This window comes from Paraburkholderia sp. A3BS-1L, from assembly GCF_051125215.1.
Classification (GTDB): domain Bacteria; phylum Pseudomonadota; class Gammaproteobacteria; order Burkholderiales; family Burkholderiaceae; genus Paraburkholderia.
The window spans coordinates 422,188-437,311 of the sequence record NZ_CP120445.1 but is presented as its reverse complement, the minus strand read 5'-3'; the positions used below and the strand labels follow the sequence as shown (position 1 = coordinate 437,311).

Genomic DNA, 15,124 nt, shown 5'->3' with positions numbered 1-15,124 from the left:
ATGAGAAGCAAGTGACCATTTTTGCTGTACGAATAACTTTTAGTTATTCGTAAAAGAACCGCCCTCCGCGCCAGAACCCCATGGATCCGATCGAACGCTTTTTCGAGGCAGGCCTGAAGCTGAGCCACCTGCGCCTGTTGACGCTGTTTGACAGCGTCGGGCAAATCCGTCTTGTCGCGGAACGGCTGAATCTGACCCAGCCTGCGGTGTCGAAGCAGCTCGCCGACCTTGAGGCGGGACTCGGCACGCCGGTGCTGGAGCGGGTGGGCAACCGGCTTCATTTCACTGCTGTGGGCGAGGTGCTCCTTCGTCATGCGCGCGAGGTGTTCCATCAGATCGAACGGGCGCGCTATGAAGTCGATGTGCTCACCAGCGGCCTGTCGGGGCGCATTGCGGTGGGTGCCGTGCCGACGGTGTTGTCCGTGTTCGCGCCCGAACTCGTGCTCGAACTGAAAAAGCGCGCGCCGCACGTGAACGTGTCGTTCTTCGAGGCGACGAGCGACCGGCTCTTTTTGATGCTCGCAGCGGCGGGGCTCGACATCGTGCTGAGCCGCAATGAGCCTTCGGACGACGTTGCCGGGCTTGCGTCGCGCGCGCTGCTGGATGATCCGATTGTGATCGTGTGCGGACGAGATCATCCGCTGGCCGCACGCCGCGCCGTCGCGCGTGCCGATCTGGCAGGCCTGCCGTGGATCTTGCCGCCGCGTGAAGCGCCCACGTTCATTGCGCTCGAACGCTGGCTTCAGCAGGGCGGCCTCGAACTGCCGGCCGGTTGCGTGCAGTCGGTTTCGCTCCAGGCGAATGAAACGATGCTTGGCCTTTATCCCTTTCTTGCGCTGATGCCGCTGACCGTGGCAAGACGCGGCGTGGAGCGCGGTGCGCTGGCGATTCTCGCGCTCAAGGGCGCACGATTTCTGGAGACAGTGCGCCTCTATTACAGCGATACGTCACCCAACCCCGTACTGGCGACAGCGCTTGACTGCGTGGCGGCCGTGAAGGTGCGCATTGCAGGATCGTTGGCCACGTGGTGACTTGTGCGGGAGCACGCGGCCCAGGGACGCGTTCAACGATGAATCTGCCGTATCGAAACGGCTTGGTCTCGTGCGCATCTGTGGCGAGGATTTGCAATTGTTGTGGAGTCACGCATTATGAAATAACATATTCGAATTTAGTAATCATGTGGTCGATAAGCTTCATGTCAATATTTTTCTTGTTGGGGACTATGAACAGGCACTGTCTGCCGAAAGTGTCGGCACGAGGAATGAAGTCCTCGACTATATGATAATGAGGGCGATTCGTGTAATCGTCGAAGATGATTTTCGTCCCTTCATTGGATAATTTCAGTGTTGTTAAAAAGCATAGAACGCGAAACCGACCGTCAATAAGAACAATGTCGGGGTTGTGGTGGCCTGTCCATGGGGCATTGGCGTATCTAAAAAAATTTTCCTTCCTTTTATAGCTAATTGGAGCGCCCCATTCCCCCAGTTCTCCGCAATCGATCCACTCAATTATGGCGTCTTTTTCGCCGATTCTATTCCGCACAAAATCAATCCATTCTTTGCTCGTGTCGATGCTATGGATCTTTGCCTTGGTATTCTCTGCTACCCAAATCGTGCTTTCTCCGCAGCCGTACTCAAAATAGAGGCTCGACGAGGCTGTGAGTCGCTTGAACATTGCGTCATCGCCATCGAAAAGACCCTTCCTTTTTTCGGGGGCGAGTAGTTTCCTGACTCCAATGGTAATCAGCGGAGGGGTGATAAGTTTAAGGACTTTAATTGCTGACATGGTTGTCTCCATTGAACAAGGACACGCAGTTCGGCCACCTGACGGTGCGTAATCGCGGGTTGATGAAGAGCACGCAGCAACGGCATACGCTGTTCGCCCTGAGCAATCTGTGGATTACACGTCGCCGAATTCTGCGGAGGTCTGCCGGTTGCGACTTCCTGTCTGTCGCGACAAGATCCTTTTCTCCATGACCATGCAGGACATACTCGCGAATTTCTGTGGCCTTGCGCACAGTAATGCCACTAACCAGGGATCCGCGCAGGCAGGTCGTATCCCGGGCTTGCCAGCCGTTCGACTGACAACCGGAGAACCTGCCACAACATCTCCTGTCGGGCCCACTGGCGCCTGAGCGCCGGTGCGGCGATCGTATCGGGTGCGCCCCTCATGCTAGCGGCATAACACGTCCCTGAACCGCCATTCGGCTCACCGTCTCGCACGAGTCCGCTTTCAAGATCATCGCCGTCATTGGCTGCGTCTCTGTCCCTTGAAAGCTCGCCCGAGCAAGCAGTCGCAGGGCCTGCCCATCCCTTCAGCAATCGCGCAAACCAACCGTAAACAAAAGGAAGGATGTTCTGACACGGTCTGGGAGCCGCAATGAAAAACATGAAAGTATCCACCCGCCTGATGACTGGGTTCGGGTTGTTGGCAGCACTATTGCTGACCGTGGCGGCGACCGCTTTTTACGGGCTGTGGCAGTTGAACGTACAGCTGGACGCGATCGCGCGGGTGAATAACAGCGAAGCGCGTTTGGCTAATCGCCTGCGCTCAACGATACAGGATCGTGCGATTGCCGTGCGAAACCTGGCGTTGCTTACGGATGCGCAGGAAATGGCGAAGGAAGCCGAGCGCATCAGCAAACAGGAGCAGATCTATGCAGACGCATACCAGAAGCTCTCCCGGATGTTTGCAGATGAACCGGGCACTACCGAGCGGGAAAGGACACTCATTGCACAGCTGAGGCAGGACGAGGCGGCGGCAATGCCTCCACTGCGCAAAGCAGCGCAGCTAGGATTGTCGAATGATACGGTCGGTGCGAGGACAGAGCTGCTGCAGAATGTCAGACCACCCCAGGGGGTATGGCTGGCACATGCGACAGAGCTGGCGGATTTCGAGGACCAGCTTAGCGTGCAGGCTCAGCAGGACGCAGTTGCCACTTACTCGAGCGTTCGGGTACTGATCTCGGTCATCGTTGCGTGCTCCATGCTTGCGGGGGCCGCGGCAGCGATCCTCATCACCCGCAGCATCCTGCGGCAGCTTGGCGGTGAACCAGCACTCGCCCAGTCTGTCGCGTCGGAGATCGCCAATGGCAACTTGACGGTGGATCTGCACCTGAGGCGCGGTGACTCAACCAGCCTTATGGCGTCTTTGGAGGCCATGCGCGCAAGGCTCACGTCTATCGTTCAAGGGATCAAGACCTCTGCCGAGTCCATATCCGTTGCCGCTAATGAAGTCGCGCAGGGCAATGTCGACCTCTCCCAACGCACCGAAGAGCAGGCCGCATCGCTCGAAGAGACCGCTGCCAGCATGGAAGAGCTCACGTCGGCGGTGAAGCAGAACACCGACAACGCCCGTCAGGGAAGTACGCTCGCGGTAACGGCTTCGCAGACCGCTTTGTCCGGCGGTGAAGTGGTCAGGCAGGTAGTCGGTACGATGGAAGACATTACATCGAGTTCCCAGAAGGTTGCCGAGATCATTTCAGTTATCGAGGGCATCGCCTTCCAGACCAACATTCTGGCACTCAACGCGGCAGTCGAAGCGGCGCGCGCAGGAGAGCAGGGGCGTGGTTTTGCTGTCGTCGCTGGGGAAGTGCGCACCCTGGCGCAGCGCAGTGCGGTGGCGGCCAAGGAGATCAAGGAGTTGATCGAGACGTCGGTATCGCATGTTGCTGCTGGTTCGCAGCTGGTTGCCGGCGCTGGCACGACCATGGACGAGATTGTCCGTTCAGTGAAGCGCGTCACCGACATCATGGGTGAAATCGCCGCTGCGTCCGCGGAGCAGAGCACCGGAATCGAACAGGTCAACGTCGCCGTGACCCAGATGGACGAGGTCACCCAGCAGAACGCGGCTCTGGTCGAGCAGGCAACCGCCGCGGCGCAGTCGATGGCCGATCAGGCGGCAAGCCTGCGAGCAGCGGTGTCCATCTTCCGGGTCGACGCTATGTCCCAGAAGGAGCCTGTAGCCCCTAAGGTGCATGGCACGGTGAAGAAAACCACGCGTCGTCCGGAACCGTCGAAGCCGGAAAAGGCCGCGATCACTGCGGCAAGCGGCGAGTGGGCAACGTTTTAAGAGAATGCATCCAGCCGTTCACCATAGGGATGTGACGGCTGCCGCATCCGCAATCGGCCTAAAACGCGCTGCGCTCGCGAAACACACGAGCGCGGCGCGCAAATTTCCCGAGCAGTTACTTCTTCGTGCCCACGGTCTGCAACGGCACCCACTTGCCGCCCTGGACCTTGTACACCGTCACGCCGCCATACTTCAGGTCTCCGTACTGATCGTAAGAGAGCTCGCTGGTGGTGACGCCCTTCATGTTGGTCGCCTTCAGTGCCGTGAGGAACACATGCGGATCAGTCGAGTCCGCCTTCTTCATGGCGTTGAACACCGCCATCGTGCCGTCGTACGCATACGGCGCATACAGTTCCACCGGGTGATTGAAGCGCTTTTCATAACGCTCGGCAAACGCCTTGCCGCCCGGCATCTGGTCGAGCGGGCTGCCTTCCGATGCGGCCAGCGTGCCTTCCGCCGCATCGCCCGCAATCTTGATCAGGTTTTCCGACTGCACCATGTCCGGCCCGATCAGCGTGGACTTGATCGCCAGCGAGCGCATCTGCTTGAGCATCGGCGCGGCCTGGGTGTCGGCGCCGCCGTAGAACACCGCATCCACGTTCGATGACTTGATCCTCGTGAGAATCGAGCGGAAGTCCACGGCCTTGTCGTTCGTGAATTCCTGATCGACGATGGTCGCGCCCGCTGCCTTGGCGGCCTTGGCGAACTCCACGGCCACGCCTTGCCCGTAGGCGGTGCGGTCGTCCACGATCGCAATGCGCTTGAACTTGAGACCCTTCACTGCGTAGTCGCCAAGCACGCTGCCCAACTGCGTATCCGAAGTCAGCAGACGGAACGTGGTGGGCAGGCCAAGACGCGTGTAGGTAGGCGCCGTGGCCATGGCAATTTCGGGGATGCCCGCCTTGGCGTAGATCGGCGCGGCAGGAAGGCTGGTGCCCGAGTTGTAGTGGCCGATCACGGCGGCTACGCCGTCGTCCACGAGTTTTTGCGCGACCGTCGTGCCGGTGCGCGGGTCGGCCTGGTCGTCCTGGGCGTCAAGGACGAAATGCACGGGCTTGCCGCCGATGACCGGGTTGGTGGCGTTCATGTCCTCGACGGCGAGTTCCACACCGCTGCGGAAGTCGGCGCCGTAGTGCGCCTGGCCACCCGTGAGCGGTGCTGCGAAGCCGATCTTCACGTCGACCGGCGAGGCTGCAAAGGCGCCGGAAGCGCTCGTCAGGGTAAAACCCAGGATACATGCGGCGGAAAGGGCAGTGCGATGAAACGTCATTCTTGTTGTGCTCCTCGATGGTAAATCGTGCAGGTGCCCGCACCCACGACAGCCTTGCAGGCACATGTCTCCTCGCGTTCCGTTCTTTACGGTCGGCTGTCACCAATATACGAACCCGGAGCTTGTCGGGTCTTGTGGGAAATAAACTCTGCCGATGCAGAAATCAGCATAGTTGCAAGACCTGTCCGAGGCAACGTTAGCCGTGCGCGTCCGCTGTCGTTCTGAACACCGCGACCGCTTCCTGAAGACGATGCGACTGCTCCTCGAGCGATTGCGTGGCCGCAGCCGCTTGCTCGACGAGTGCCGCGTTCTGCTGGGTCTTGTCGTCCATCTGTGCGACGGCGGCATTGATCTGTTCCAGCCCATTGCTCTGGTCCGCTGCCGCCGCCGCGATCTCGTGAACGATGCTGCTCACGCGTCCGATCGCGCTTTGTGCTTCGCTGATCGTCGCGCCGGTGGCCTCGACGAGTTCCGCACCGTTGCCCACGCGCTCGACCGCCTGTCCAATCAAAGCGCGGATTTCCTTTGCCGCGTTCGCGCTGCGCTGCGCGAGCGTGCGCACCTCGGCCGCCACCACTGCGAAGCCCCGGCCTTGCTCGCCGGCGCGCGCCGCTTCCACGGCGGCATTCAGCGCAAGAATGTTGGTTTGAAACGCGATGCCCTCGATCACGCCGATGATGTCGACCATCTTGCGCGATTCGTCGCGAATCTCCTGCATGGTTGCGACGGCGCGCGTGACCATGTCGCCCCCGCGGTTCGTGATCTGCGCGGCGGTGCCGGCCAGTTCGCTCGCTGCTCGCGCGTTTTCCGAGGTGTTGCGGACCATTCCAGTCAACTCATGCATGCTCGACGCCGCTTCTTGCAGCGCAGCGGCCTGGCTTTCGGTGCGCGCGGACAAGTCCATGTTGCCGTTGGCGATTTCTCCCGCAGCGGCCGCGACGTTGCCGGCGCTTGCCCGTATCTGCGCGACAGTCATCGCAAGTGCGTCGCGCATCTGCCTGATCGCGAACATGAGGCTGCGTGAGTCCTCTTCGCGAATGGCGAAAGGTGTCGCCAGGTCACCGGCGGCAATCGCACCGGCCATGTGCGCTGCCGTGCGAGGATCGCCGCCGATCGTGTGCTCGATGCTGCGGTTCGTGTACACGACGATCAGCCCGAGCAGCGCGGCCACCGCGGCGAACACGCCGCCCGACACATAGAGCGACTGGATAAACGCGCGTTCGATGTCGTCGATGTAGGCGCCTGTCGAGATGATCCAGTCCCACGGCGCGTAGCGAACGACATAGCCGAGCTTGTCGACGGCCTTGGCCGGCACGACGTTCGGATGCGGAAACACATAGTCGACGAAACCGCCTTCCGGGGACTGGGCGACGGACGCGAAGGTCAGGTAATGGCGCCTGCCATCGGCATCCACCACCTCAGAGAGGTTCTTGCCCTCGGTGCCAGGCTTGATCGGATGCATGATCATGCGGGGCGTCGAATCGATCACGAGCAGGTAGCCGTCGCTGCCATAGCGCAGGCCGCGCAACCGTTCCAGCGCTTCCTTGCGCGCCTGCGTCAGCGTTAGCGCGCCGCCGTGCGCGAGCGCGGCATATTCCTCGACGATGCGCAGTCCGACCTGCGCGATATTCTTCAGATCATTGCGGCGTTCCTCCATGCGTGTCTGATAGGAGAGCCATGCGGAGCCGATCGATACAAGGAGCAATGCAGTCAGGCTGACTACGAGCGGCAGCCAGAGTTTTTGCCGGAAGCTGAGTGTGTACATCGGAGAATATTTCCTGGTAGCTGTACCGTGGATTCGGTCGTGAGATTACCCATTCCGCACCTTTACTGACGGCACAACAAACCGTTGATTGATAGTGTTAAACCCGCATGAAAACGGGCTGCATATTATTCAGGATGCCGGCGCAATAATGCTGTCTGGTGATGCCCAATGCACATTGAAATGTCAGTTCATCTGTGCCCCGATTCGCTCCGACCCCGCAGGAACGCGCTGCCGCGAGAGACGTACCGGCGTGTTCGAACCACGATTAGGCGGCCGCCATGAATTGGGGAAACCCCCAAACATCCTGAATGAACGGGACAGATTTAACAAAGTTAGAATGAAGTCTCTAAATTGAGCGGCGCATCCCTATGCAGGCAGCAGAGCTTCTGGCTGCCGTGACGCCGGTCATTGGCCGCTGTGGCAACGGCCAGCCTGTCGATGAAAACGGGAGACGATGCGTGACGGTTCCTGAAAGAACGTCTTTTGCCACTACGCCGGAATCCAGCGCGGCCGTCCTGCTCGCCCTGGCCGGCTACGTTGCGCCTGCAACGGTATTGGCTCCGCAAAAACGACGACGCCCTTTTCGGGGGCGTGACGTATCGGCTCGATAGCCAACGTTCCCAGCGCCGCACGGCGCTCCATCGACAGCGCTGACCTGCAGCCGCTGCTGCAGGTATTTGTTCATTCTGTTTTCGGCTTTACGGGTGGAGGTAGGGTCATGTTGAGTCCTCACGAGCTTGCGACGCTGATGCTGGTGAAGAGTGCGCCCGAATGGATCGAGCCGGACCGGATCGAGCTCGGCGCGCTTCGCGAGCTTCAGTTGATCGATATCGGCCCGCCGGAATTCGGCGTTCCGCTACCGCGCGTGACGCCGCGTGGCGATGCGCTATTGCGCGCGGTGGCGCGCGTGCGCTAGGAGAGCGGCTGCGCAGCCTCGATCATCACGATGGGTACCGATAGATTCGATTCATACGCTAAGTATCACGAATCAAAAAGACGGCAGGGGCAACGGCGTCTTTCGAGCGGCAACGAGGTTGAATTGGCAGCGACGCCGACAGGACATGTAGTCCTGCAACAAGCGACGGGGATCTATCTTGAGCAACGATTTCGCCGAAAGAGATCTGGCGCACATTGGCAATGTTCTCTGCTATCTGGAGCAGTCGGCGGTGGGAGGACGCGTGCCTGAAACTGGCCCGATGACGAGTCTCGACTATTGGCAGGCCAGGATCCGCGCGATCCTGGCCACGCCGGCGCTGCCGATGCACGCACAGGAGCAGGCCAAAGACCTCCTTGCGCGTCTCGACCGGTTGAAAGACTTGCGCCGATGCACAACCAGCCGATGACGCGCGGGCTCAAGTTCCGCACGCATGAATCAGAAACTGTTGCAGCGCGGCGGCGGGCCCGCTCATCTGCCCATTCTTCTGCCAGATCATGCCGGCTTCCATGGGCGGAATCGCGTCGAGCACGGGGCGCGCCTCGATGCGCTTGCCTTCGAGCGACCACGGCCGAAACACCATATCCGATAGCACCGTCACGCCAAAACCATGCGCGACGAGCCCGCGCAGCGCCTCCATCGAAGACGTGCGGAACGCGATATTCGGCTTGGCGCTTTTCTTTTTCCAGTAGCGCAGTGTCGACTGCTCGGCTTCGTCCACTGTAATCAGAATGTAGGGATGCGCGGCGATGTCCTTGAGCGACGGCGCGTCGATCTGCGCGAGCGGATGCGAGGGCGCCATCCACAACTGCCGCCGCGAGCGATTGAGCACATGGCTGCCGAAGCGGTTCAGGCGTTCGACGTTCGATAGCAGCACCACGCCCAGATCCAGTTCGCCGTTCAGCACCGCGGTTTCGATATCGGGACGTTCGCGGTCCTGCAAGTCGAAATCCACGAACGGGTAAGTCGCGCGAAAGCGCGCGAGCAATTCGGGCAGGAAATAGCCGAGCAGCGTATAGGTCGCGGCAATGCGCACGGTCCCGCGCATGTCGTACGCGCGGAACGGTGGTTTGTGCACCGCATCACGCGCGGCGTCCAGCACGCGGCGCGCGTGATTGTAGAAATCCTGACCGTCCGGCGTGAGCACGACGCCATGGGGCAGGCGCTCGAAGAGTCGGGTGCCCAGCCCGCTTTCCAGCGCGAGCACGGCATTGGTGATCGCCGATTGCGAGACGTGCTCGTTGGCCGCCGCCATCGAGAACTGGCCCGTTTGCGCCGCCGCCACGAAGTAGCGGAGCTGCCGCAGAGTGAGATCGAACGCCATCTGTTTTTCGCATATCAGAGTTGCCTATTTGTGATTTTACGATACGAATATGGCTTCCTATACTCGCCGGAAAACGATCATCCATTGGAGACACAACCCCCATGAATGCGCGCGACCCGATTGCACACGATGCACAGGACGTAACGATCGACTCGCCGGCCACCCCGGTTTCGCTCGACGACAAATACACGCTCGAACGCGGGCGGGTTTACATCAGTGGCACGCAGGCGCTGGTGCGCTTGCCGATGCTGCAAAAGGCGCGCGACCGCAAGGCGGGGCTGAACACCGCGGGCTTTATTTCGGGCTATCGCGGCTCGCCGCTGGGGGCGCTCGATCAGTCGCTGTGGAAAGCCAAAAAGCATCTGCACGACAACGACATCGTGTTCCAGCCGGGCGTAAACGAGGATCTGGCTGCCACCGCCGTGTGGGGTTCACAGCAGGTCAACCTGTGGCCGGGCGCGACGCGTGACGGCGTATTCGGCATGTGGTACGGCAAGGGCCCGGGCGTCGACCGTACCGGCGACGTCTTTAAACACGCGAATTCCGCGGGCAGCGCGGCCCACGGCGGCGTGCTCGTGCTCGCTGGCGACGACCACGCGGCGAAGTCGTCCACGGTCGCGCATCAGTCCGAGCACGCGTTCATCGCGGCGGGCATTCCCGTGCTCTATCCGTCCAATGTGCAGGAGTACATCGACTACGGCCTGCACGGCTGGGCGATGAGCCGCTACTCGGGCCTGTGGGTGGCCATGAAGTGCGTGACCGACGTGATCGAATCCACGGCATCGATCGATCTCGATCCGGACCGCGTGGAGATCGTCACGCCCGACGATTACGCCATGCCCGCGGGCGGCCTCAATATCCGCTGGCCCGATACGCCGCTCGTGCAGGAAGCCCGCCTGCTCGACGAGAAGTGGTATGCGGCGCTTGCCTACGTGCGCGCGAACAAGCTGAACCGCGTGGTCATCGATTCGCCGCAGCCGCGCTTTGGCATCATGACCGCGGGCAAGGCCTATCTCGACGTGCGCCAGGCGCTCAGCGACCTCGGCCTCGACGATCAAACGTGCGCGCGGATCGGCTTGCGCGTCATGAAGGTGGGTTGCGTGTGGCCGCTCGATGCGCAGGACGCGCGCGCATTCGCCACCGGCCTCGAAGAAATTCTCGTGGTGGAGGAAAAGCGCCAGATTCTCGAATATGCGCTGAAGGAAGAGCTCTACAACTGGCGCGAAGACGTGCGCCCGAAGATCTACGGCAAGTTCGACGAACGCGACAACGAAGGCGGCGAATGGTCGGTGCCGCGCGGCAACTGGCTGTTGCCCGCGCATTACGAACTGTCGCCGGCGCTGATCGCGAAGGCCATCGCTCGCCGTCTTGCACGCGCCGATCTGCCTGACGATGTGCGGGCGCGCATGCTGGCGCGCGTGGCCATTATCGAGGCGAAGGAGCGCGAGGCCGCGAAGCCCCAGGTCGGCGTCGAGCGCAAGCCGTGGTTCTGCTCGGGCTGCCCGCACAACACCTCGACCAACGTCCCCGAAGGCTCACGCGCGCTCGCGGGCATCGGCTGCCACTACATGTCGATCTGGATGGATCGCAAGACCGAAACCTTCAGCCAGATGGGCGGCGAAGGCGTGACGTGGATCGGGCAAATGCACTTTGCCGGCGACAAGCATGTTTTTGCGAATCTCGGCGACGGCACCTATTTTCATTCCGGACTGCTTGCCATTCGCGCGGCGATCGCGGCCAACGCGAACATCACGTACAAGATTCTCTATAACGATGCCGTCGCCATGACAGGCGGCCAGCCTATCGACGGCGTGCTGACCGTTTCGCAGATCGTGCACCAGGTCCATGCCGAAGGTGCGAAGCGCATCGTGATCGTTTCGGATGAGCCGGAGAAATACGATTCGCGTATCACGCTGCCCGCGGGCGTGGACATTTTCCACCGCGACGAACTGGACACCGTGCAGCGCACGCTGCGCGAAGTGCCGGGCACGACCGTGCTGATCTACGACCAGACCTGCGCGACGGAAAAGCGCCGCCGCCGCAAGCGCGGCACGTATCCCGATCCTGCGCGCCGCGCGTTCATCAACGACGCGGTTTGCGAGGGCTGCGGCGATTGCTCGGTGCAATCGAACTGCCTGTCCGTCGAACCGCTCGACACGCCGCTCGGCACCAAGCGCAAGATCAATCAGTCATCGTGCAACAAGGATTTTTCGTGCGTGAAGGGTTTTTGCCCGAGCTTCGTGACGGCGGAAGGCGCGCAGTTGCGCAAGCCCCAAGCCGCGCGCAATGCCGCCGCGCCCGATTTCGACGCGTTGCCCGCGCCCACGCTGCCCGCGCTTGCACGGCCTTACGGCATTCTCGTCACCGGCGTGGGCGGCACGGGAGTGGTGACCATCGGCGGGCTGATCGGCATGGCTGCGCATATCGAGCGCAAGGGCGTGACCGTGCTCGACATGGCGGGCCTCGCGCAGAAGGGCGGCGCCGTGCTCAGCCACGTGCAGATTGCGTCCGCGCCCAGCGCGCTGCATGCGACGCGCATCGCCACGGGCGAAGCGCGGCTCGTGATCGGTTGCGACGCGCTGGTGAGCGCATCGAGCGATGTGCTTTCGCGCACCCAGCACGGCGTGACGGTGGCCGCGGTCAATAGCGGCGCGACGCCCACGGCGGACCTCGTGCGCAATCCCAAGTGGGCATTCCCTGGCGCGCAGACGGAAGCGAGCCTGCGCGAGAGCATCGGCGAGGGCTGCGAGTTCATCGACGCCAATGCACTCGCCCTGACGCTGCTGGGCGACACCATCTACAGCAATCCGCTGCTGCTGGGCTTTGCGTGGCAAAAGGGCTGGCTGCCGCTTGAGCTTGCGAGCCTGCTGCGCGCGATCGAGCTCAACGGTGTGGCGGTCGAGAAGAATCGTCTTGCGTTCAACTGGGGCCGCCATGTGGCGCATCACGGCGAAGCCGCCATTCAGGCGCATGCGAAGCCCGCGCAGCAGGCGATTGTCGTGCGCATGCCCGAGTCGCTGGACACGGTGATCGCCTCGCGCGAAGCGTTGTTGACCGCGTATCAAAACGCGGCGTATGCCCGGCGCTATCGCGATGCCGTCGAGCGGATTCGCGCAAAAGAAACGCAAGCCACCGGCAATGCGAAGCTGCCGCTCACGCGTGCGGTTGCCGTGAATCTCGCGAAACTCATGGCCTATAAGGACGAGTACGAAGTTGCGCGTCTCTATGCAGATCCAGTCTACCTTGCGAAGCTGCGCGAGCAATTCGAAGGCGAGCCGGGCCGCGATTACAAGCTGAAATTCCATCTCGCGCCGCCGTTGCTCGCAAAGCGCGATGAACAGGGCCGCTTGAAGAAAAAGCAATTTGGTCCGTGGGTACTTCCGGCCCTGCATGCGCTCGCGCGCCTGAAGGGGCTGCGCGGCACGGCGCTGGACGTGTTCGGCCACACGGCGGAGCGGCGCGGCGAACGTCAGTTGATTGCCGATTACCTCGCGCTGGTGGAGGAATTCTGCGCGACGCTCGATGCCGAACGTCTTGCGATGGCGCTCAAGCTGGCGGGCATTCCCGACGATATTCGCGGTTTCGGTCACGTGAAGGAGAACAATATTCGCGCTGCAGCCAGCAAGCGGGAGCAATGGCTGCGCGAATACCGCAACCCGGTGCGCATGGCCGCGAGCGCGTAAGCAAACGGCCATTTCCACCTGCCGTGTGTCGTCCCTCTCGCCGCAAGACGTTGCGCCGGCGAGAGGAACGACCAGATTTGTTCCATCACGTTGTGATATAAATATCCCCGTGGGTGACACCGACCCTCCCGCACCCGCCAAGGGGAATCATGAGCGAGCACAGCGCGCACAAGGGCGATTTCGCAACCGATGTCCGGCTTCTGCGCATCAGCGCCATCGCGGCGGTGGGCGGTGCACTGAGCACCCTTGCCGCCGACTTTCTGCTGCACCTCATCCGCTTCTTTACGAACCTGTTTTTCTTCCAGACCTTGTCGACCGGGAATCATTCGCCTGCGCAGAACACGCTAGGGTGGTTCGTGGTGGCTGCGCCCGTGATCGGCGGGCTGCTGGTGGGGCTGATCGCGCGCTTTGGCTCGGAGCAGATTCGCGGCCACGGTATTCCCGAAGCCATCGAGGCGATCTTGTTCGGCAAGAGCAAGATGTCGCCGAAGGTGGCCGTGCTCAAGCCGCTCGCCTCGGCCATCGCGATCGGCAGCGGCGGGCCGTTCGGCGCGGAAGGGCCGATCATCATGACGGGAGGCGCGATCGGCTCGCTGATCGCGCAGTTCTTCCATCTGTCGAGCGCCGAAAGAAAGGCGCTGCTGGTGGCGGGCGCCGTCGCCGGCATGACCGCCGTGTTCGGCACGCCGGTGGCCGCCGTGCTGCTCGCCATCGAGCTGCTGCTGTTCGAACTGCGGCCCCGCAGCCTCCTGCCGGTTGCCATCGCCTGCGCCGTGGCGGGCTTCGCGCGCCCGCTGTTTCTGGGCAGCGGCCCGCTGTTTCCGCTGCATACGCTGCCCATCGGGCCGATCGGCATCGTCTCGGCGGCCATTGCGGGCGTGATCGCGGGCGCGTTGTCGTGGGCCTTGTCCACGTGGCTCTACAAGGTGGAGGACCTGTTCGGCAAGTTGCCGGTTCACTGGATGTGGTGGCCCGCGTTGGGCGCGATTGCCGTGGGCATCGGCGGATATTTTCAGCCGCGCACGCTCGGTGTCGGCTACGACGTGATCGGCGACCTGCTGCAGAATCATCTGGCCATGCAGGCCGTGATCGGCATCGTCGTGGTGAAGGCCATCATCTGGGTGATCGCGCTGGCCTCGGGAACGTCGGGCGGCGTGCTCGCGCCGCTGCTGATGATGGGCGCGGGCGTGGGGGCACTGATGGGGCCCTACATGCCGGGCCATGACCCCGCGCTATGGCCGCTCATCTTCATGGCCGCCGCGCTTGGCGGCATGATGCGCGCGCCCGTGATGGCTGCGGTGTTCGCCTTCGAGCTGACCGGCGACGCCAACGCGTTGCTGCCGCTGCTTGCTGCCGCCGCCGTGGCCTATGGCTTCACGGTCATGTTCATGCGCCGCTCGATCCTGACCGAGAAAATTGCGCGGCGCGGCTATCACATCTACCGCGAATACAGCATCGATCCGCTCGAGCGCCATTATGTCGACGAGGTAATGACGCGCAACGTAGTAACGATCGATGCGGCCACAACGGTTGCCCACGTGCTCGACGACTATTTCGGCAAGGGGCAGAAGTTTCGCGCGTTTCCGGTGCTCAGGAACGGCGTGCTGGTGGGCATGGTGGATCGCACGTTGCTCGACCGGATTGCGCCGGGCAAGGCCGGGATGCCGATTGGCTCGGCTTTTGCCCGGACGCAGCCCGAGATCGCCTTGCCCGGCGAGACTTGCCGCAATGTGGCGGCGCGGCTCGCCATTACGGGCCTCGACCGCGTGCCGGTCGTGGATGACGCGAAAACCTTGCGCCTGCTCGGCGTGGTGTCGCGGCACGACCTGGTCAAGCCTTCGATGCAGGTCTTCGCCGAGGAGCGCGAACTGGAGCACTTCCGCCAGGTATGGATTCCGCGCAGCACGCTGTTTGCGCCCACGCGCAAGCGCCAGGACGTGCCCGATGAGCACGCCGATGCGAGCCGATAGCACGACCAACGCAAACCCAGCGGAATAACGCCCTGGCGCACGGCGCCCACGGCGTTTGCTTGCCTGCCGTCGGCGTGATTACGCAAGAAATATCCGGCTCACCCGGA

At 62.2% G+C, this 15,124-nt stretch carries 10 protein-coding genes; 6 read left to right on the top strand and 4 right to left on the bottom strand.

Features of this window, described 5'->3' with window-relative positions:
- Window positions 1–80: 80 nt before the first annotated feature.
- Window positions 81–1,031, top strand: coding sequence for a LysR family transcriptional regulator (locus P5W99_RS32695; protein ID WP_421028687.1), 951 nt, complete (start codon window positions 81–83; stop codon window positions 1,029–1,031).
- Between the two features lie 115 nt (window positions 1,032–1,146).
- Here P5W99_RS32695 and P5W99_RS32690 read toward each other — a convergent pair whose 3' ends face one another.
- Window positions 1,147–1,785: a hypothetical protein gene (locus P5W99_RS32690; protein WP_421028686.1), complete on the bottom strand. Its 639-nt coding sequence runs from the start codon at window positions 1,783–1,785 to the stop codon at window positions 1,147–1,149.
- A gap of 594 nt (window positions 1,786–2,379) precedes the next feature.
- Here P5W99_RS32690 and P5W99_RS32685 point away from each other — a divergent pair.
- Window positions 2,380–4,071 carry a methyl-accepting chemotaxis protein gene (locus P5W99_RS32685; protein WP_421042770.1) on the top strand — a complete coding sequence of 564 codons (1,692 nt, stop codon included), beginning with the start codon at window positions 2,380–2,382 and terminating at the stop codon, window positions 4,069–4,071.
- Window positions 4,072–4,186: 115 nt separating this feature from the next.
- On the opposite strand, the gene P5W99_RS32680 is transcribed toward P5W99_RS32685, so the two are convergent.
- Window positions 4,187–5,341, bottom strand: coding sequence for a branched-chain amino acid ABC transporter substrate-binding protein (locus P5W99_RS32680; protein WP_421028683.1), 1,155 nt, complete (start codon window positions 5,339–5,341; stop codon window positions 4,187–4,189).
- Window positions 5,342–5,537: 196 nt separating this feature from the next.
- Window positions 5,538–7,106 (bottom strand): methyl-accepting chemotaxis protein, encoded by a 1,569-nt coding sequence (locus tag P5W99_RS32675; protein ID WP_421028682.1) that lies wholly within the window; start codon window positions 7,104–7,106, stop codon window positions 5,538–5,540.
- Window positions 7,107–7,824: 718 nt separating this feature from the next.
- Between P5W99_RS32675 and P5W99_RS32670 the strand changes: the two genes are divergently transcribed.
- Together P5W99_RS32670 and P5W99_RS32665 are read left to right on the top strand one after the other, a co-directional pair.
- On the top strand, window positions 7,825–8,022 hold the full coding sequence (locus P5W99_RS32670; RefSeq protein WP_421028681.1) for a hypothetical protein: 198 nt from the start codon (window positions 7,825–7,827) through the stop codon (window positions 8,020–8,022).
- Window positions 8,023–8,200: 178 nt separating this feature from the next.
- On the top strand, window positions 8,201–8,449 hold the full coding sequence (locus P5W99_RS32665) for a hypothetical protein (protein WP_421028680.1): 249 nt from the start codon (window positions 8,201–8,203) through the stop codon (window positions 8,447–8,449).
- Window positions 8,450–8,458: 9 nt separating this feature from the next.
- Here the strand turns inward: P5W99_RS32665 and P5W99_RS32660 are convergent, their stop codons facing one another.
- Complete coding sequence (locus P5W99_RS32660; RefSeq protein ID WP_421028679.1) at window positions 8,459–9,364, bottom strand: LysR family transcriptional regulator; 906 nt, start codon at window positions 9,362–9,364, stop codon at window positions 8,459–8,461.
- Window positions 9,365–9,465: 101 nt separating this feature from the next.
- On the opposite strand from P5W99_RS32660, the gene P5W99_RS32655 reads away from it, so the two are divergent.
- Both P5W99_RS32655 and P5W99_RS32650 read left to right on the top strand, forming a co-directional pair.
- Window positions 9,466–13,047, top strand: coding sequence for an indolepyruvate ferredoxin oxidoreductase family protein (locus tag P5W99_RS32655; protein WP_421028678.1), 3,582 nt, complete (start codon window positions 9,466–9,468; stop codon window positions 13,045–13,047).
- 149 nt (window positions 13,048–13,196) lie between these two features.
- Entirely contained in the window at window positions 13,197–15,017 is a 1,821-nt protein-coding gene (locus P5W99_RS32650) for a chloride channel protein (RefSeq protein WP_421028677.1), read from the top strand.
- Window positions 15,018–15,124: the final 107 nt, after the last annotated feature.